Annotated in this window: 15 protein-coding genes; 9 read left to right on the top strand and 6 right to left on the bottom strand. The window is 69.1% G+C overall.

Annotated elements, in window-relative coordinates; translation table 11 throughout:
- The first annotated feature begins 132 nt into the window (after window positions 1–132).
- The 8 genes from ncot_RS15655 (at window position 133) to ncot_RS15620 (ending at window position 12,599) form a co-directional block, all read left to right on the top strand.
- Window positions 133–4,857, top strand: coding sequence for a DUF4082 domain-containing protein (locus tag ncot_RS15655; protein ID WP_168619404.1), 4,725 nt, complete (start codon window positions 133–135; stop codon window positions 4,855–4,857).
- Between the two features lie 101 nt (window positions 4,858–4,958).
- Window positions 4,959–6,032 (top strand): Gfo/Idh/MocA family oxidoreductase, encoded by a 1,074-nt coding sequence (locus tag ncot_RS15650; protein ID WP_168618437.1) that lies wholly within the window; start codon window positions 4,959–4,961, stop codon window positions 6,030–6,032.
- Window positions 6,029–7,024 (top strand): NAD-dependent epimerase/dehydratase family protein, encoded by a 996-nt coding sequence (locus tag ncot_RS15645; protein WP_168618436.1) that lies wholly within the window; start codon window positions 6,029–6,031, stop codon window positions 7,022–7,024. The genes ncot_RS15650 and ncot_RS15645 overlap by 4 nt, the downstream gene beginning before the upstream one ends.
- Window positions 7,021–8,157 (top strand): DegT/DnrJ/EryC1/StrS family aminotransferase, encoded by a 1,137-nt coding sequence (locus tag ncot_RS15640; protein WP_168618435.1) that lies wholly within the window; start codon window positions 7,021–7,023, stop codon window positions 8,155–8,157. Before ncot_RS15645 ends, ncot_RS15640 begins: the two co-directional genes overlap by 4 nt.
- Window positions 8,154–8,801 carry a NeuD/PglB/VioB family sugar acetyltransferase gene (locus ncot_RS15635; RefSeq protein ID WP_168618434.1) on the top strand — a complete coding sequence of 216 codons (648 nt, stop codon included), beginning with the start codon at window positions 8,154–8,156 and terminating at the stop codon, window positions 8,799–8,801. Before ncot_RS15640 ends, ncot_RS15635 begins: the two co-directional genes overlap by 4 nt.
- Window positions 8,798–9,904 carry a DegT/DnrJ/EryC1/StrS family aminotransferase gene (locus ncot_RS15630; protein ID WP_168618433.1) on the top strand — a complete coding sequence of 369 codons (1,107 nt, stop codon included), beginning with the start codon at window positions 8,798–8,800 and terminating at the stop codon, window positions 9,902–9,904. Before ncot_RS15635 ends, ncot_RS15630 begins: the two co-directional genes overlap by 4 nt.
- 2 nt (window positions 9,905–9,906) lie before the next feature.
- The gene (locus tag ncot_RS15625) at window positions 9,907–11,379 is read left to right on the top strand and encodes a lipopolysaccharide biosynthesis protein (protein ID WP_206065012.1); all 1,473 of its coding nucleotides are present in this window, start codon (window positions 9,907–9,909) and stop codon (window positions 11,377–11,379) included.
- On the top strand, window positions 11,376–12,599 hold the full coding sequence (locus tag ncot_RS15620; protein WP_168618432.1) for a glycosyltransferase: 1,224 nt from the start codon (window positions 11,376–11,378) through the stop codon (window positions 12,597–12,599). The genes ncot_RS15625 and ncot_RS15620 overlap by 4 nt, the downstream gene beginning before the upstream one ends.
- On the opposite strand, the gene ncot_RS15615 is transcribed toward ncot_RS15620, so the two are convergent.
- The 5 genes from ncot_RS15615 to ncot_RS15595 all read right to left on the bottom strand — a co-directional run bounded on the left by ncot_RS15615 (window position 12,580) and on the right by ncot_RS15595 (window position 17,826).
- Entirely contained in the window at window positions 12,580–13,767 is a 1,188-nt protein-coding gene (locus tag ncot_RS15615) for a glycosyltransferase (protein ID WP_168618431.1), read from the bottom strand. The two genes, ncot_RS15620 and ncot_RS15615, sit on opposite strands and share 20 nt — an antisense overlap.
- 21 nt (window positions 13,768–13,788) lie before the next feature.
- Window positions 13,789–14,688, bottom strand: a complete 900-nt coding sequence (locus ncot_RS15610) for a glycosyltransferase family 2 protein (protein WP_168618430.1) — start codon at window positions 14,686–14,688, stop codon at window positions 13,789–13,791.
- A 2-nt stretch (window positions 14,689–14,690) separates the two neighbouring features.
- Complete coding sequence (locus ncot_RS15605; RefSeq protein ID WP_168618429.1) at window positions 14,691–15,431, bottom strand: hypothetical protein; 741 nt, start codon at window positions 15,429–15,431, stop codon at window positions 14,691–14,693.
- Between the two features lie 289 nt (window positions 15,432–15,720).
- Entirely contained in the window at window positions 15,721–17,064 is a 1,344-nt protein-coding gene (locus ncot_RS15600; protein ID WP_168618428.1) for an O-antigen ligase family protein, read from the bottom strand.
- 12 nt (window positions 17,065–17,076) lie between these two features.
- Entirely contained in the window at window positions 17,077–17,826 is a 750-nt protein-coding gene (locus ncot_RS15595; RefSeq protein ID WP_168618427.1) for a hypothetical protein, read from the bottom strand.
- A gap of 158 nt (window positions 17,827–17,984) precedes the next feature.
- On the opposite strand from ncot_RS15595, the gene ncot_RS15590 reads away from it, so the two are divergent.
- Entirely contained in the window at window positions 17,985–18,659 is a 675-nt protein-coding gene (locus tag ncot_RS15590) for a hypothetical protein (RefSeq protein ID WP_168618426.1), read from the top strand.
- On the opposite strand, the gene ncot_RS15585 is transcribed toward ncot_RS15590, so the two are convergent.
- Window positions 18,589–19,770, bottom strand: coding sequence for a GNAT family N-acetyltransferase (locus ncot_RS15585; protein ID WP_240938196.1), 1,182 nt, complete (start codon window positions 19,768–19,770; stop codon window positions 18,589–18,591). The genes ncot_RS15590 and ncot_RS15585 overlap by 71 nt on opposite strands.

Below are 19,770 nucleotides of genomic sequence, written 5' to 3'. Positions count from 1 at the left end.
CGAATGTGTCGAGGTCGGTGCTCTGTGGGGAGTGGCGTGGGACGACCTCACCTGACGGGAAGAGCCGACATGAATGGGCTGACGAGAGCACCCGGACGGCAGGGCCGCAGCTGGCGGCTGCGCCTGGCGTCGATGACGACCTCGGTGGCCGTGGTGGCCGCGTTGCTGACCGGCGTGATGCTCGCCTCCGTCCCGGTGTCGGCGATCGCCGCAGCCGGCGACCCGTGCGCCGTCGGTGGGAACAAGATCGCCTGTGAGAACAGCAAGCCCGGCACCGACCCGAGCGTCTGGGACATCGACGGTGCCGGGGACGAGTCGATCCAGGGCTTCGCCACCGACATCAGTGTCAACGTCGGGAGCCGGATCGACTTCAAGATCGACACCGACGCCTCGAACTACTCGATCACCATCTACCGCATCGGCTACTACGGGGGCGACGGCGCGCGCCAGGTCGCCACGGTCTCCCCGTCGGCGACGCTCCCGCAGCGCCAGCCCCAGTGCATCAGCGACGCCACCACGGAGCTCTACGACTGCGGCAACTGGGCCGTCTCGGCCTCGTGGAACGTGCCGTCGACGGCGGTCTCGGGGGTCTACGTCGCCAAGCTGCACCGGTCGGACCGCAACGACTCGAGCCACATCACGTTCATCGTCCGCGACGACTCCAGCCACTCCGACGTGGTCTTCCAGACCTCCGACCCGACGTGGCAGGCCTACAACACCTACGGCGGCTCGGACTTCTACCAGGGCGCGGACAACGGCCGGGCCTACAAGATCAGCTACAACCGGCCGGTGATGACCCGCAACGGTGTCGGCGGGCGTGACTTCTTCTTCTCCAACGAGTACCCGTTGGTCCGCTTCCTCGAGCAGAACGGCTACGACGTCAGCTACATCGCCGGTGTCGACACCGACCGAGCCGGTGCCCTGCTGAAGAACCACAAGGTGTTCCTCTCCGTGGGCCACGACGAGTACTGGAGCAAGGCACAACGCGCGAACGTCGAGGCAGCGCGCGACGCCGGGGTGAACCTGCAGTTCCTCAGTGGGAACGAGGTCTACTGGAAGACCCGCTACGAGTCGTCCGCGGACTCCAGCCACACGCCGTACCGGACCCTGGTGTCCTACAAGGAGACCTGGTCCAACGCGAAGATCGACCCGTCGGACGAGTGGACCGGCACGTGGCGCGATCCGCGGTACGCGCCGCGCAGCAAGGGCGGTGGGATGACCGAGAACGGCCTGACCGGCACCGCCTACATGGTCAACTACTCCGACCTGGCGCTCAAGGTGCCCGCCGAGCAGGGCAAGCTCCGGCTCTGGCGCAACACGTCCGTGGCCAACCTCGCCGCCGGTACGACGGCAACGCTGGCCCCGCACACGGTCGGCTACGAGTCCGACGAGGACCTCGACAACGGTGAGCGTCCAGCCGGGCTGATCCGGCTGTCCACGACCACCGGCGACGTTCCCGAGTACCTCCTCGACTTCGGCAACAACGTCGCGCCCGGCTCCACCACCCACCACCTCACGATGTACCGGGCACCCAGTGGTGCGCTGGTCTTCGGGGCGGGCACGGTGCAGTGGACCTGGGGCCTCGACGGGGAGCACGACAGCCCGTTCGCGCCCGAGCCGGCCGACGCCCGCATGCGGCAGGCCCAGGTGAACCTGCTCGCCGACATGGGCGCCCAGCCCTTCACGTTGGCCTCCGGGCTGACCGCTGCGACGAAGTCCACCGACACCGCCGGCCCCACGGTCGTCATCTCCTCGCCGGCGGCCGGGGCGTCCCAGCAGAACGGCAGCAGGATCACCGTGACGGGCACGGCCGCTGACACCGGCGGCAGGGTCGCCGGCGTGGAGGCCTCGACCGATGGCGGCTCCACCTGGCACCCGGCCACCGGGACGACCGCCTGGAGCTACACGTTCATCCAGCACGGGAACGGCACGTCACCCCTGCGCGTCCGCGCCATCGACGACAGCGGGAACATCGGCGCCCCGACCGACCGGTCCTTCAACGTCGCGTGCCCGTGCAGCGTGTTCGGGGCCACGGTGCCGGCCGTCCCGGCGTCCGACGACGCGTCCTCCGCCGAGCTGGGCCTGCGCTTCACGCCGACCTCGTCGGGCTTCGTCAGCGGGGTCAGGTTCTACAAGGGCAGCGGCAACACCGGCACCCACGTCGGGTCCCTGTGGAGCAGCAGTGCGGAGCTGCTGGCCAGCGCGACCTTCAGCAACGAGTCGGCCACCGGTTGGCAGAGCGTCACCTTCGGGACACCGGTGCCCGTGACGGCGGGGCAGACCTACGTGGTCTCCTACACCGTCCCCAACGGTCACTACGCGGTGCAGCCCTGGGCGTTCTCGTCGTCGCCGACGGACGCGGGCCCGTTGATGGTGGACGGTGGCTTCGGTGCCACGCCGGCGGGGGTCTACGGCAACGCTGGCCAGTTCCCCAGCCAGAGCTACCAGAACGCGAACTACTTCGTGGACGTCTCGTTCACCTCCACCGACGAGTCACCCCTGATCGCGACCAACCAGTGGCCGCTGGCGGGCTCGTCCAGTGTCGCCCTCGACACGACGGTCAGCGCCCGTCTGTCGAAGCCCGTCGTCGCCAGCAGCGTCGGCATCGTCGTCAAGGACGCCAACGGGGTCGCGGTGGCCGGCAGCACGGCGTACGACGCCACCACCCGCACGGTGACCTTCACGCCGTCCCAGCCGCTCGCCGGGTTCGTGAAGTTCACCAGCACGGTGTCGGCCACTGACACCCTGGGCAACCAGGTGAGCACCGGCAGGACCTGGTCGTTCACGACGGCGCGGCCGCCGAACGCTCCCGGGGTCTGCCCCTGCTCCCTCTTCGACGACTCCACCGTGCCGACCCTGCTCGAGGACGTGGACAAGGCAGCGGTGACCCTGGGCGTGAAGGTCTCGCCTGACGTCAACGGCACCATCACCGGGGTCCGGTTCTACAAGGGGCTGAACAACACCGGGACCCACACCGGCACGCTGTGGAGCAGCACCGGCCAGGTGCTCGCCCAGGGGACCTTCACCGACGAGTCGACGACGGGTTGGCAGACGCTCACCTTCGCCCAGCCGGTCCCGGTCACCAAGGGCTCCACCTACGTCGCTTCCTACCGCACCACGGTCGGCAGGTACTCCGCGACGCCGAACGCCTTCGCGAACGCGAACCTGTCGCGGCCGCCCCTGAGCGTGACCTCCAGCGCCGGCGCCTACACCTACGGAACCGGCTTCCCGGACGCGAGCTCCTCGACCAGCTATCTGGTCGACGTGGTCTTCGAGAAGGTCGCACCCACGCTCGCGGTCACCGCGCAGGACCCGGCACCGGGAGCCACCTCGGTGGCGCGCGGCACGCCGATCAGGGTCTGGTTCTCCTCCGCCATCACCTCCGGCGCCACGATGACCGTCAAGAGCGGCAGCACCACGATCGCCGGCACGACATCCCTGGGCAGTGGCGGCACCCAGCTGACCTTCACCCCGGGCGCCCTGCTGCCGGCGTCGTCGACGATCACGGTCACCCTGGCCGGGGTCACCTCGACCGAAGGCGTCACCCTGCCGCAACAGACCTGGAGCTTCGAGACCAGGGGTGCCGACGCCGCCAACAGCCAGTCGCTCTTCAGCGACCTCCTGCCGGAGGTGGCGGCCGCGGACGAGGGATCGCCGGTCGAGCTCGGCACGGTGGTGACTCCGTCGAAGGACGGCAAGATCACCGCGATCAGGTTCTTCAAGGGCACCGGGAACAACGGCACCCACACCGGATCCGTGTGGTCGATGTCGGGCGACCGCCTGGCCACGGTCACCTTCGTCGGGGAGTCGCCCTCGGGATGGCAGACCGCCAACCTCACGCAGCCGCTCTCGGTCACCGCGGGCACGTCGTACGTCGTCTCCTACCTGGCGCCCCAAGGGCACTACTCCTACACGTCGGGCTTCTTCAACAACCCGTGGACCTCGGGCGACCTGACGTCGCCGAGCGGCAACAACGGTCGCTACCTCTACGGAGACGGGGGTGGGTTCCCGACCTTCTCGTGGGGCAGCTCCAACTACTTCGTCGACGTCGTGTTCGAGGCCGCACCGGCGACCATCGCCGTGGCCTCGCGCACCCCGGTCGCGGGTGCTGTTGACGTGGCGCGCACGGTGACGCCCTCCATCACGCTCTCGGCGCCGGTGGCGCCGGGGTGGTCGATGAGCGTGAAGCAGGGCACGACGACGATCGCGGGCACCGCGTCGCTGTCCGCCGACCAGACGAAGCTCACCTTCACACCGACGTCGAACCTCCCGGCCGGGGCTGACATCACGGTCACCGTCTCCGGGGTGGTGTCGACGGACGGCGCCGTGCTGGCGACCCAGACCTGGACGTTCCGCACGGAGGCCAGTGCCCCGTCGACCTACACGTCGTTGTTCACCGGGCTCACTCCCAGCAAGACGTCGATCAACGACAAGGACGCGGTGGAGCTCGGCACGGCGTTCACCCCGTCCGTCGACGGCACGGTGACCGCGATCAAGTTCTTCAAGGGATCCGGCAACACCGGCACCCACACGGGCTCGATCTGGTCCGCGACCGGGACCCGTCTGGCCACGGTGACCTTCACGAACGAGTCGTCGTCCGGGTGGCAGACAGCCCAGCTGTCGACCCCGCTCGCCCTGACCGCAGGGCAGACCTACGTGGTGTCCTACTTCGCGCCCAACGGGCACTACTCCGGCACGCCGAGGTTCTTCTACGACAACCTGACCTCCGGGCCGTTGTTCGCACCGGGCGGCAACAACGGACGCTTCACCTACGGGGCCAGCGGAGGCTTCCCGACGAGCTCGTTCAACGCCACGAACTACTTCGTCGACGTGGTCTTCCGGTCGTCGGCGCCGTAGGCCGTTCCGTCTCTCGCCAACATTGGGTAACTGGCACCAGGTCCTCCACGATCGCCCGCCGATCCGAGTCGAATGGTGTCCTCACGAGTTAAGGGGACGGAATGAGTCGTGCACGGGGCAGGCTCGGAGTCGCTGTGGTGGGTGCCGGCTACTGGGGGCCCAACCTGATCCGCAACTTCCGAGCCAGCGAGGACTGGGACCTGGTCGCCGTGTGCGACCTGGACACGGAGAGGGCACAGCGCGTGCTGGGGGAGCGCAGCGGTGTCGCGGTCACGGACTCCCTGGCGGAGGTCCTCGCGCGTGAGGACGTGGATGCGGTCGCGATCGCCACGCCGGCCCGCACCCACCACGACATCGCCGCGCGGGCGCTCCGTGCGGGCAAGCACGTCGTGGTCGAGAAGCCGTTGGCCGACAGTGGCGACCACGGTCGGGCGATGGTGGACTTCGCCGCAGAACAGGGACTGGTGCTGATGGCCGACCACACCTACTGCTACACGCCGGCCGTCATCAAGATCCGGGAGCTCATCGAGAGCGGGCAGCTGGGTGAGATCCTCTTCATCGACTCGGTGCGGATCAACCTCGGGCTGGTGCAGCCGGACGTCGACGTCTTCTGGGACCTCGCCCCGCACGACCTCTCGATCCTCGACTACATCCTCCCCGGAGGCCTCCGGCCGGTGGGCGTCTCGGCCCAGGGAGCCGACCCCCTGGGCGCCGGCAAGTCCTGCGTGGGCTACCTGATGATGCCGCTGGAGGGCGGGGCGATGGCCCACGTGCACGTGAACTGGCTCAGCCCCACCAAGATCCGCCAGATGGTGATCGGGGGGTCCCAGCGCACCCTCGTCTGGGACGACCTGAACCCCCAGCAGCGGCTCAGCGTCTATGACCGCGGCGTCGACCTCGTCCAGCAGTCCGTCGACCAGGTCGATCGGCGTGCTGCCACGGTCTCCTACCGGCTGGGGGACACGTGGGCGCCTGCACTGCCGGAGACGGAGGCGATCGGCGGCATGGTCGCCGAGTTCGCCTCCAGCATCAGGACCGGCCGCCCGTCACGGACCGACGGCCGGGCCGGGCTCAGGGTGCTCTCGGTCCTCGAGGCCGCGGGCCGGAGCCTGGCCGCCCAGGGCGTGCTCGTCGACGCCGGGGCGTCGGCCGTCGACCGGCAGGCCGTGTCATGACCGCGTTGGACGGGGCCCGGGTGCTCGTCACCGGGGGAGCGGGCACCATCGGTTCGACCATCGTCGACCAGGCGCTCGGGGCCGGTGCTGCGCACATCGACGTGCTCGACAACCTGGTCCGGGGCCGCGTGGCCAATCTCGACGATGCCTTGGCAACGGGTCGGGTGCGCCTGGTGGAGGGCGACATCCGCGACCGCGACCTCGTGCACGACGTGAGCCGCGGCAAGGACCTCGTGTTCCACCAGGCCGCGATCCGGATCACCCAGTGCGCCGAGGAGCCCCGGCTGGCGCTGGAGGTGCTGGTGGACGGCACGTTCAACGTCTGTGAGGCCGCGGTCGACGCGGGCGTGGACAAGCTCGTGGCCGCGTCGTCGGCATCGGTCTACGGGATGGCCGAGGAGTTCCCGACCGACGAACGCCATCACCACCACAACAACGACACCTTCTACGGCGCAGCGAAGTCGTTCAACGAGGGGATGCTGCGCAGCTTCCGGGCGATGCACGGGCTGGACCACGTGCTGCTGCGCTACTTCAACGTCTACGGACCGCGGATGGACGTGCACGGGCTCTACACGGAGGTGCTGGTGCGATGGATGGAGCGGATCGCCGACGGTGTCCCGCCGCTGATCTTCGGGGACGGCCAGCAGACGATGGACTTCGTCTTCACCAGCGACATCGCCCGGGCCAACGTGCTGGCGGCCTGCAGCGGTGTCACCGAGGGCGTCTACAACGTCGCCCGTGGTGAGGAGACCAGCCTGCTCGGGCTGGCAGAAGCACTGCTGCGGGTGATGGGCTCCGACCTGGCCGTCGAGCACGGGCCGGAGCGAGCCGTCAACGGCGTCGTACGTCGCCTGGCGGACACCCGGGCGGCCCGCGAGGACCTGGGGTTCGAGGCCGAGGTCGGGCTGGAGGAAGGTCTGCGACAGCTGGTCGAGTGGTGGCGACCGCTGCGTGAGGAGATCGCAGCGGGACGAACGTTGGCGGCGTCATGAGCCGGATCAACGTGATGCAGCCCTGGCTGGGTGAGGAGGAGATCGCCGCGGTCGGCGAGGTCATCGCGTCCGGGTGGGTGGCCCAGGGGCCGCGGGTCGCGGCCTTCGAGGCGGCGTTCGCCACGGCCATGGAGGCGGAGCACGCCGTCGCCACGTCGAGCTGCACGTCGGCTCTCCACCTGGCGCTCCTCGTGGCCGGCGTCGAGCCGGGCGACGACGTCGTGGTGCCGTCGTTCTCGTTCATCGCCACGGCCAACGCACCGACGTACTGCGGGGCCCGGCCGGTGTTCGCGGACGTCGACCACGTGACCGGCAACCTCACCGCGGAGACCGTGGCCGCGGCGCTCACCCCTCGGACCCGGGCGGTCATCGCGGTCGACCAGGGTGGCGTCCCGGTGGACCTCACCGCCCTGCGGGACCTCTGTGACCCGCTGGGGATCGTGGTCATCGAGGACGCGGCCTGTGGTGCGGGATCGACCTACCGGGGGCGTCCTGTGGGGGCGGGCGCGGAGGTCGCCGCCTGGTCGTTCCACCCGCGCAAGATCGTGACGACCGGGGAGGGCGGCATGCTCACCACCAGTCGTCCCGAGTGGGCCGAACGGGCGCGACACCTGCGCGAGCACGCGATGAGTGTCTCCGCGGCGGCACGCCACGCCAGTGTCCTGGCGCCCCCGGAGGAATACACCGAGGTCGGGTTCAACTACCGCATGACCGACATCCAGGCAGCTGTCGGCATCGTGCAGCTGGGCAGGCTGCCGGAGGTGGTGCGCCGGCGTCGCGAGCTCGCGGCGTCCTACCGCAAGCAGATCAGTGAGATCGAGGGGTTGCGCCCGGTGGCGGACCCCCCGTGGGGGACGTGCAACTTCCAGAGCTTCTGGGTCGAGGTCGGTCCGGGGTTCCCGCTCGACCGGGACGGCCTCCTGACGCACCTCGCGGCCGGTGAGATCTCGGCCCGCCGGGGGATCATGGCGGCGCACCGGCAACCGGCCCACCGCGAGAGGGTCACCGGCCCGGCGGCCCTCGCGGTGACCGAGCGGCTGACGGACACCACGCTGATCCTGCCGCTGTTCCACCAGCTCGCCGACTCCGACCAGGCCCGCGTGGTCCAGGCGTTGCGGGTGACGCAGCCATGAGGCACCTGACGGTGGTTGCGGCGAGCGGCCTGGCCGGCGAGACCATCTCCGCGGCCCGGGCCACGGGCCGGTTCGTCACCATCGAGGTCGTGGACGACGATCCGTTGCTGCGGGGCACGCGGGTCGCTGGTGCGCTGGTCCGGGGTGGGCTGGACGAGATCGGCGACCACGACAACCGTGACGTGGTCGTGTGCGCGGGCAAGGGGCTCGTGCGCCGCGTGCTCGTCGAACGCCTACTGGCCCACGGGGTCTCACCCCACCGCTTCGCCACCATCATCCATCCGCGTGCAACGGTCGCCGCCGAGGCCGATGTCGGCTCCGGCTGCGTGATCCTGGCCGGTGTGGTGGTGACCGCCAACGCAGTCATCGGCGACCACGTCGTCGTGATGCCACAGGTGACGCTCACCCACGACGACACGGTCGCCGACTTCGCCACCCTGTGCGCGGGGGTGGCGCTGGGTGGGTCGGTGCACGTCCGCGAGGCGGCGTACGTCGGGATGAGCGCGTGCGTGCGTGAGGGGACGACCGTCGGTGCGGGATCCACGCTCGGCATGGGGGCCGTGCTGCTGGACGACCTCCCCGACGGTCAGACCTGGGTCGGTGCTCCCGCACGACCGCTCGTCAGGCAGGGGGTGGCGGTGTGAGCATTCCGTTGGTGGACCTGAAGGCACAGCAGGCCGAGGTGGACGACGAGGTCCGTGCCGGACTCGACCGGGTGTTCGCGACCACGGGCTTCGTCGGAGGTGCCGAGGTCGCCCGGTTCGAGGCCGAGTACGCCGCGTTCATCGGCGCCGGGCACTGCGTCGGTGTCGGCAACGGGACGGACGCCCTCGAGCTGGCCCTGCGCGCGGTCGGGGTGCGACCCGGGGGCGAGGTCGTCCTCCCGGCGAACACCTTCATCGCCACAGCCGAGGCGGTCTCGCGCATCGGAGCCGTGCCGGTCCTCGTCGACGTCGACGAGGAGCACCTGCTCATCGATCCCGGTGCAGTGGAGCACGCTGTCACGCGAAGGACCCAGGCGATCGTGCCGGTGCACCTCTTCGGCCAGGTCGCCCCGGTCGAGCGGCTCACCGGCCTCGCTGAGGCGGCCGGTGTCCCGATCGTGGAGGACGCGGCCCAGGCCCAGGGCGCCGTACGCCACGGACGCAACGCGGGAACGCTCGGGGCGATCGCGGCGACCAGCTTCTATCCGGGGAAGAACCTCGGGGCCGCCGGCGACGCGGGTGGTGTGACCACCGACGACGCCGACCTCGCCGCACGGGTGCGGGTGATGGCAGCGCACGGATCGCCGACGAAGTACGTCCACGACGTGATCGGGATGAACTCGCGCCTGGATGCGATCCAGGCCGTCGTGCTGCGAGCCAAGCTGGCCCGGCTGGAGAAGTGGAACGAGCTGCGCAGGGATGCCGCACAGCGCTACGCCGCGCTGCTCGAGGATCTCCACGACGTGCGACCGCCCAACCAGGCAAGGGGAAACGTCGACGTCTGGCACCTCTACGTGATCCGGGTCGCGGACCGTGACCGGGTCCTGGCCGCCCTGAACGAGGCAGGCATCGGAGCCGGGATCCACTACCCGACGCCCATGCACCTCACCCGCGCCTATGCGGGCCTGGGCCTGTCGGCCGGGGCGTTCCCCGTCGCGGAGCGGGCGGCCACGGAGATCCTGTCGCTGCCGATCTTCCCGCAGATCACCGTGGAGCAGCAGGAGCAGGTCGTGACCTGCCTCGCGGGCCTCGTGGGGAGCTGACCGTGGCGGGACGGGTGGCGGACGCGAGTCGTCGTCCGGCGGCGGGACGGGCACTGGCCTGGAGCTTCGCCAACACGATGGTCGCCAGGTTCGGCACCCTGGCCATCGGCATCGCCCTGGCCCGCATGCTGGGCCCGGAGGAGTTCGGCACCTACGCGGTCGCCCTGGTGGCGTTGCTCGCCATCCTCAGCTTCAACGAGCTCGGGGTGAGCCTGGCCATCGTCCGTTGGGAGGAGGACCCTGCCGAGATTGCGCCGACCGTCACCACCATCTCGGTGGGCATGAGCGCGGTGCTGACTGGTGCGGCGGTGTGGGCAGCGCCGTACTTCGCGAGCGCGATGGGCAGTCCGGAGGCGGCGCCACTGGTCCAGCTCATGAGCCTCTGCGTCCTGGTCAACGGTGTGGTGGCGACCCCGGCGGCGCTGATGCAGCGACTGTTTCGGCAGGACCAGCGGATGGTTGCGGACCAGGTGAACGTCTGGCTGGGTGCCTTCGTCTCGCTGGGGATGGTGGCGGTGGGCTTCGGTGCGATCTCGTTGGTGGTCGGGCGTCTCGCCGGTGCCGGGGTGTCCGGTCTCCTCTTCCTGCGCTTCTCGCCGCTGCCGTTCCGCTTCGGCTTCGACCGACGCTTCGCCCGGCGGCTCCTCGTCTTCGGACTCCCGCTGGCCGGGGCCAGCATCATCGTGTTCCTGGTCGGGTTCATCGACCAGCTCATGGTCGGCCGGTTCCTCGGCCCGGTGGTCCTGGGCAGCTATGTCCTCGCCGCCAACCTGGCCAGCTGGCCGGTCTCGATCTTCTCCCAGCCGCTGCGCAGCGTGGCTCCTGCCCTGTTCGCCCGGATGCAGCACGACCCGACGTTGATGCGCACCTCCTTCGTGCAGGTGCTGCGACCGCTGTCTGCCGTCGCGCTCCCGGTCTGCCTCGTGATGAGCGCGACCGCGCCGCAGCTGGTCGCCTTCGTCTACGGCGAGCAGTGGTCCGCCGCAGCCCCGGTGCTGCGGTGGTTGGCACTCCTCGCGGCGCTGCGGATCTTCTTCGAGCTCGCCTACGACTACCTCGTGGTCCGTGCCCGCACGGGCGCGATCCTGCGCATCCAGGTGGTCTGGATCGTGGTGCTCGTGCCGGCGCTGTGGTTGGGGATCGACCGGGCCGGCGCCGGTGGTGCCGCGCTCGCGCTGGTGCTCGTCGCGGCACTGGTGAGCCTGCCGATGTACCTCGCCGAGTTCGCCCGCGGAGGCATCGGCGTCCGGGCAGTGTCGAACGCCGTTGCGCTCCCGTCCCTCCTTGCCGCCCTTGCCTGGATGCTGGCGACAACGCTGGGCGTGGTGATGTCCGGCGCCGTGCTGCTCCTGCTGGTCGCTGGCACGGTCGGCGGGATCTGCATGGCCGCGACGTTGTGGGTGTGCCGCAACGACTTGGAGGTGTGGCGGGCTCAGGCACCCGCCCCCACCGCTGGTGTCAGGAGTCCCGCATGAGGGTGGTGGTCTATCCGCACAGCATGGAGATCGGCGGCAGTCAGCTCAACGCGGTCGAGCTCGCTGCAGCAGCGACCGCCCAGGGACACGAGGTGCTGGTCTACTCCGAGCCGGGGCCACTGGTCGACCGTGTGCACGCCCTGGGACTCGAGCACGTCGTGCGTCGCGAGGCACGGTTGCGCCCCGGGTGGGAGACCGCTGCCGACCTTCGACGCCTGGTCAGGAGCCGCAGGATCGATGTCGTCCATGGCTACGAGTGGCCGCCGATCCTCGAGGCGTACGCCGCCACCCGGGGTGGCATCGGCCGGTCGACCGCTGTTGGCACCGTGATGTCGATGTCGGTGGCTCCCTTCCTTCCTTCGTCTCTTCCACTCGTCGTGGGCACGGCCCAGATCCGGGACCATGTCCGAGCCAGTCACTCAGGTCCGGTGCACCTGCTCGAGCCGCCTGTGGATGCGAGGGAGAATGCCCCGGGCGTCTGTCCGGAGCCACCTGTCGACGTCGTGGGGCTCGAACCCGGGGCCCTGCGGATCGTCGTGGTCTCACGTCTGGTGAGGGAGCTGAAGCTCGAAGGAGTGCTCACGGCGGTGCGTGCCGTGCAGGAGCTCGCGGCAGAGCAGGTGGTGCAGCTCGTGGTGGTCGGAGGTGGTCCCGAGCTCGGAACAGTGCGCCGGGCCGCCGCGAGCGCCAACGCCGCAGCGGGTCGAACGGTCGTGCTCGTGCCGGGGGAGTCACCGGATCCACGCTGGGCCTACGGCTCGGCAGACGTGTGCATCGGGATGGGTGGTTCGGCACTGCGGTGCCTGGCCTTCGGGAAGCCGCTCGTGGTCCAGGGCGAGGGAGGCTTCTTCGAGCTGTTGACCCCGGAAACGTGTCCGACGTTCTTGGCCCAGGGTTGGTATGGCCGGGGAAGCCTGGACCCCGAGCGCGCCGTCGAGCATCTCTGCTGCGTGCTGCGTCGACTGCGGGACCCCGGGCTGCGGGCAGACCTGGGTGCGTTCGGCCGGGAGCTCGTCGTCTCCAGGTTTGCGCTGGATGCCGCTGCAGGTCTGCAGGAGGCCGTCTATCGGGACGCCCTTGACCGCCGGGCCTCCGCTCCTCGCGTCCTGTCGGACACGACCAGGTCTGGCGCGGGGCTGATCTCCTACAAGGTGCGACGCAGGGTGGAGCGACACCGTGGGCGCGTTGCCGTGGACGACTTCAACGCCCGGCCCCTCTGACACCCGGCAGGTCGCGATCCAGTCCGGTGTCCGCAAGGAAGGTGGCGGCTCGGGCGGACCAGTCGTGTCGCCGGGCGAAGCTGCGCAGTTCCTCTGATGCACCCGGGTGCGCGACCTGGGCGGCAAGGGTCGACCTGACCGCGGTCACGAACTCATCGGGGGTGGCGGCGGTGCGCACTCCCGGTGCTGCGAGACGCTCGACGGCGGGCAGGGGTGTCGAGACCACCGGTCGACCGGCCGAGAGGTACTCGAGGGTCTTGAGCGGGAAGCTGGCCAGGTTGAACGCGTCACCCGTGTAGGGAGTGAGGCCGACGTCGATCATGCGCAGGTACGAGGGCAGTTCCTCGAAGCGCTTCTGACCGACAGCGACCACGTTGGCTCGTTCGAGGAGCCGACGCACCCGCTGGGGCTCGAAGTCGACCTGTCGGGGGCCGACCAGGAGCAGCGACATGCCGGCGTCCGCCACGGCCTCCAGCAGGGACAGGTCGATCCGTGGCGTGAGTTGTCCCACCAGGCCGATGATGGGCCTCGGCAACGAGACGTCGGTGGGAAGGGGAGCAGTCTCCACGCCGGCGAAGTGCTGCACGTCGCAGCCGTTGGGGAGCACGAACGTGGGCTGCTCGACCGGCGCCCATCGAGCCACGATCTCGGGAGACACCGCGCCGAGGACATCCGCCTCCCGGACTCGCCGCTGCTCGATCTGTTGGAACCGCCGGGCTCGTTTGCCCATGAGCTCGGCGCCTGCCGAGAAGTCGTCGGTCGCGAAGTAGATGCGGCGCGCTCGCGCCACCACGTCGAGTGCTGGCAGTGGCGAGGTCGAGACCACGGCCTCCGGAACCTGCTCCAGGTGTCCCAGGGACGACCTGATCGCTGCGCGGGCGAGCGCGACAGTGATCCGGTCCAGACCGGGGCGGAAGGCGAACGGTGGCGCCGAGCACCTGAGGCGGGTGATCCGTGGAGCGACCACGTCGAGGCGGGGCCTCAGCGCCGGCCTCTGTCGTGCGCGCAGCGGAGTGACGATCGAGACGGGCGGGTCGACCCAGAGCACGTCGACGTGGCGGCTGAGATGATTGACCAGGTGCCAGTCCGTCCCTGTCACTCCGTCCCAGGCAACTCCCGCTTGCCAGACCACCAAGGGACGGCTTGGGTCCGTCTGCGCGCTGCTCATGCCACCATCACCTCCACGAGCTCAGATCGGCATCATCTGCTGTGAGCACTGGAGCTCGGGCGGGCGGCGGCGTGGCGACAGCAGGCTGACGATCGCCTCCCGTGACTCTGCCTTCCCCCGCAACAGCCACGAGACCTCGCTGGCCACTGACAGGGCCAGGTAGAGCCAGCTCGTGGCTGCGCCGTGACGGCGGCGATAGAGGCGGACCCGGTTGACGATCTGCATGGCGTGGATGCGTGGGGATCGCCCCGAGGCGCCGCCGATGTGTGTGCACACGGCCGCCGGCACGTAGCGCGTGACCATGCCGAGGTCGGCGGCGCGAAGACAGATGTCGGTCTCCTCGGAATAGAGGAAGAAGGATTCGTCCCAGCCGCCCAGTGCGTCATGGCACGAGCGGGAGACGAGCAGGACAGCGCCCAGTGCCCAGTCGGTGACCTGTGGAGCGTCATAGACGGCGTCGTCCGACACCGTCTCGCTCAGGAAACCGAGACCGGTTCGACCCAGGCCGAGGGCGCGGCCCAACGTGGGCTCGCGGCGCAGTGAGTGGAAGAGGGAGCCGTCCTCGTTCAACACCCGGGGGGCAGCAATGCCGGTGCCCGGAACCTCCAGCGCACCCATGAGGGCGCGGACGCAACCGGGAGAGAGCCGGACGTCAGGGTTCAGGACGAGGATGGATCCCTCGCCCTCCAGGGTGGCGACGCCGAGGTTGATGCCCGCCGCGTACCCGCGGTTGTCCGAGCGCACCAACACGCAGTCGGGGTGTTGCGCGACCACTGCGCAGGTGTCGTCGGTGGACCCGTTGTCCACGACCACGGTGCGGGCCGGGAGACCGTCCAGGGCGGGACCGAGCGAATCGAGCAGGTCGCCGATGACCCGCTCACTGTTGTGGGTCACCACCACCACGTCGATCCCGGCCACCATGGCTACGGCCTGACCCTGGAACCGTCGCGGCGACCGCCGCGCCACACGTTGCCCGACCACGTGTTGCCGCTGGACTCCCAGTAGGCGACGGGACCCCAGTAGCCGGAGCGGGGGAAGTGCTTCGTGGAGAAGGTGTTGTCGATGACCCGGATCCCGGCCCGCTGCCCGGGCCCACCGTAGATCGAGTAGCCACCACCGGCGATGAAGTTGTTCTTGAGAAGGCCCGCCGAGTCGCGGTAACGAGGATCGCCCACCCAGACAGCCGCGGTCTGGCTGTGGTGGTTGAGGATCCGGTTGCGGAGGATGCGCCAACCGGTGTAGCCGTCGGCGGTGACGGCGTCGAAGTGCGACTCGGGGCTGCCGCGGAGTCCGTGGATGAGGGAGTCGGTGAGGATGCAGTTGCTTGCCATCCGGACTCCGTCCTCGGTCCTGAAGACGTGGATGCGCCGTGCGACGAAGGATCCGCCCTCGTAGGCGACGAGGCCGGCCAAGGTCGGACCGGGTGTGCCCTCGATGGTGGTGTCCCTGACCTTGGCACGGTGGCCGTAGACCAGCACGCCGTAGGCGCTCGACGTCTTGACGTAGACGTTGTCGAGGACGACGTCGTCGGCCATGATCGTCAGCTGCCCGTTGACCCGCACGTTGCGCAGGACCGCTCCGTCGCGTGTGATCGTGCGGCCCTGGATCGATCGAAGCGTGCCGTGGGCGCCCGACGTCTCCTTCGTTGGCCACCCCTTTCGCATTCGCTCCACTGTGGCCGTCGAGGCGCCTGGCTCTGGCTCGGCTGAAGGAGTTTGTGTCGAGGTCGGCTTGAGCAGGTACCCAGTGGTGATGGCACTGACGACCAGGAAGGTCCCGGCCAAGCTGATGGTGGTCGCTCGTCTCAAGGCCGCCACCACGATGTGAAGTCGTGCGAATCGGCCGTTCCGGCGGTGCATGTGTGCTCTCCCTGTGTCGGCCCCCCAAGAGCACCGAGGCGGGGTCGCGATGGGCATGCTCCAAGGCATTCCCTCGAGGCCGGTGCTCGACGGGTCACCTTAGGTCACTCTCCGCCGAGTCGAAATACCCAAGATCGGGTATTGACGGGCCGGAGTCACAGTCCTCGAGCCTGACCAGTCGCCAGATCGTGCCGCTCAGTCCGATCACCAGGAAGAGCACGGACGTGCCCATGGGGAAGCTGAAGCCGTCGTAGGTGCCGAGTCCGAATCCTGCTGCGGCGACTGCGGCACTGAGGGATTGCGCCATCTCCTTCGTGCCCCTGTTCGTCGACAGCCGCCGTGCTGCCCAGGCGCTGCCGATGGCCGCGAACATCAGCGCCAGGAAGACGAGCAGGCCGACGATTCCGATGTCGACCAGGAGCAGGAGGTACTGGTTGTCGAGGATGCGATAGCTCGGGAGGAAGGTCGAGGGTCCTCGGCCGAACCAGGGCTGACGCTCGAAGAACTCGGAGACGATGGTGTAGGAGCCGGTGCGTGACTGCGTGCTCCCGTCCTCGGCGAATCCGGTGAACAGCTTGAACAAGCTGCCCGAGACCCCGGGGAGGGCCACGGCCACGAATCCGAGGAGGATGCCGACCAGGACGACCGCCATCATCCGGGTTCTGTAGGACCACGCGGCGCCGAGAACCACGAGCCCCACAAGCGCGGCCAGGATGGCCGAGCGTGACCCTGACACGACAATCCCCAAGGCGATTGCCAGGACGCACAACCAAGCACCCGGGTGTCGACCGGCAGCATGCGTGCGGGCCCTGGCGATGGCGATCGGCAGGACGGTGGTCAGCACGGCACCGAACTCGATGGGGTGCAGTGCGGTGCCGGCCGGGCGGGTGAAACCGGCCCGGCTCATCAGGTCACCGAGCGGCGCGCTGGTCTGCAGCCCGGGAATGGTGAACCAGCGGATCAGCGAGTCGTGGGTCAGGAACTGTGCGACGCCAAGGGCACCCAGCAACGCGGTGGCCAGCACGAGTCGGCGCACCAGGACATCGAAGCGCTCGTGTGTCGGAACGCCGTCGTGCGCCAGGAGGCCGATGCCCAGCCAGCCGAGGACCCCGACCATGCCGAGCGTGGCGCTGCTGGTCTCCACCCCGTCGATGGGCCGTGCCATCGCGGCAACGAAGCTCGCCATGTAGGCCAGGAGGAGGGCGAACAGTCCGATCCGGACCGGATGCACCATCCAGCCATCGGAGTGGGTGCGCTGGACCTGGTAGTAGAGCCACCAGCCCAGGCCCGTCAGCGCGATCAGCTGTGCGGGGGTGCCGGCAGCGCCCAAGGGGCCCACGACGTAGCGGGACTCGATCGCGAAGGCGGCCACCAGGAACACCGTGAGGTAGGTGACGCCGTCCAAGCGCTTGGCGCGTGAGTTCTCGCTGAGCAACATGTCTCGGGTCCGTCAGGTGCGAGAGACTGGCTCGAGATCGGAGGTGCCGGAGGACTGGTCCTCCTTCGGATCGGATCCATGGCCGGCCGGTCGGGACTTCGTGGCGTTGCCGCCCTCGCCCTTGGGCGATCTCGTCCTGGAGGCGGCCGTGACCTTGTCGCGCGAGCTCCTCCGGAGCATCAGCCCGTCGACGGCCGCGATGAGGAGGGCGCTCATCAGCAGGAGTCCCGCCAAGGTGAGCCCGGCGAGCCGGATGCGCAGCTTCTCGACGGGGTCCGGGGCAGTGTCGCGCGAGACCAGGACCTGCGTGATCTGGTTGGACGCGGCGATGTCGACCGACTCCTGCAGGTTGCGGAGGTTCACCGGGATCCTGCGCAGGATCGTCTCGAGCATGGCCTCAGCACTCTGCGCTGTGTCGCTGGTGACCTTCACGTCCAGGATCGGGGCGCTCGTGGCCCAGTCCGGCTCCACCTGGTAGGTGGCCTCCGGAGCAGCGTCGCGGATCGCGGCGGTGGTCTCCTCCGACATCATCGTGCGGGCCAGCACGTCGGCGGACTGCTTCAGGCCACCGAGGCCGAGGTACCTGTTCTGGTCAGGTTGTTCCTTGCTCTGCGGCGGGACCAGGACGACCGAGGCCTGGGACTCATAGGACGGCGAGATCGCCATGAAGACCGCGTAGGTCGCCCCTGCCGTGACGGCAAGGCAGACCAGCAGCAGCGGCCATCGCCGCAGGCAACTCGTCAAGAGGTCTCGGAGGTACATGGCTAACGCCCCATCTCAGCGATCGACAGAACGGGTGCGACCGCGCCCACCAGTCTATGAACCGTGGCCCGGGCTGACCCCGAAACCGGAAAACTGCGTCCAACGTCGTGAGCCCCACCTAGAATTGGCTCGAGCTCGATGAGGAGGGGGAACCTGCGGTGACCACGGCAGAGTGCCTGATCGTGCTTCGTCGACGCTGGTACCTCGCCCTGGGTGGGCTCGTGGTGACCGCGTTCCTCACCTTCCTGCTGGTGGGCCGACCGGGTGTCTACACCTCGCGGGTCGACGTGGCCCTGGTCGCCCCTCGTTCCGCGGAGCAGGTCACCGACACCACGTTGGTGGACCAGTCCGAGAGCTTGATCGCCACGGCTGGGTTGGTCGAGCGGCTCGTGAATGCCAACACCGAGACGAGTGCGGCCACCAGCCAGGAGGTCTCCCTCGCCAGCACGGGAGTTCGCGACGGGACCTTGGTGAAGCTGCCCAACTCGGGAGGCCAGTGGGACTACAACTTCACCGCACCGATGCTCAGCGTCCAAGTGGTCGGTCCCGACGCCGACGAGGTCCTCGTCCACCGTGAATCGGCCGTCCGCGACATCAAGCGCGAGCTCCGGCGCATCCAGGTCGGCACGGATCCCGACCAGAGGATCACGACCCAGGAGATCCCTGTGCAAGCACCGGTCACCTATGTCACTGGGCATGTCTCCAGGGTGGTGGTGGGAGGCCTGCTGACCGGTGGACTGCTGACCCTTGCGCTGACCATCCTCATCGACCACCGGCTGACCCTTCGGCGGCAGCGTCGGGTCCATGCGCGAGCGAGCGCCAGCGTCGCCTGATCGACCGGACTCGACCCGACCGCTCGAGCAGGCGGGTGGTCGCGCGGACCACCGCTCCGTTGACCAACAGCGCAGCCCTCACTGCCATCGCTCTCGGCTTGGCAGCAAACACGAGCAGGTCTGAGTGCAGGCTGGACTCGGACGCGAAGCGTCGCTTGTAGTCGGCTTCGCCGTAGCCGAAGTCGACGGTCTTGACGTCCGGGTCGAGGCAGGTGTCCTCGAGCATCTTCATCAGGGTGAAGAAGCCGACACCCGACGACCGGAGAGCAGGATCGAAACCGGTCGCGCCGGGCTCGAGGATGCCTTCGTGGAGCATGCCCCACCAGAACGCGACCGGTGCTGCATCCATGTAGAGGATCCAGGCGCGCAACCAACCGCGGTCCAGGGCCAGGTCACGGAGGGCGTGCAGGACCTGTTCATCGACGCTGCCGATGCCGAGGTGACGCTGATAGCTGTGGGCGGCGACGGCATCGATGTCCTGGGTCAGCTGGTCGGTACCTCCGCCGGCGTCGATCCTCTTGAGGGACCAGCGACCCTTGAAGTCACGGTCGAAGAGCTTCATCTCGCGTCGAAGGCGCTTGCGAGAGCGTGATGGGCGGCTCTCGAGCAGCTCGTACAACGAGTTCGGAACGGTCAAACGGTGCCGGACGACGCTGGGTGTCGTCGTCTGCCACAGCGGCGAGGAGGTGGCCCGGAACTCGAGGTCCAGTGCGCAACCGTCCTCGACCTTCTGAAGCACGAGCACGTCGGCCTCACCGGCTCTCAGCTGTTCGCGCAGCAGGTCGAGCGCGACCCTGCGATCCTCCGTGGTCTCGACACCGAGGATGCCGTCGAACGAGACCAGGAGGGTCCGCGCCCTGATCGTTCCGAGCGTCCGGTAGCCCAACCTGAGCGGAAAGGACTGATCCACCAGGCGGGCCACGACCAACAGGTCGCCGTGCTCCCTGGGCAGGTGGATCACATGGGGCCGCAGGACCTGCGGAGACGAACGCACGACGGCCAGGTAGTAGTCGATGTGGGCATCGATGTTGGGTACCGGCAGGCTGGTCCAGATCGGGCGGAGGGACTCCACCTCGTCGAGGGTGCGTGCCACGGTCGCGGCAGCCGACAT

Source organism: Nocardioides sp. JQ2195, assembly GCF_012272695.1.
In the GTDB taxonomy this organism is placed as follows: domain Bacteria; phylum Actinomycetota; class Actinomycetes; order Propionibacteriales; family Nocardioidaceae; genus Nocardioides.
This window is presented reverse-complemented; position numbering and strand designations above follow the sequence as displayed.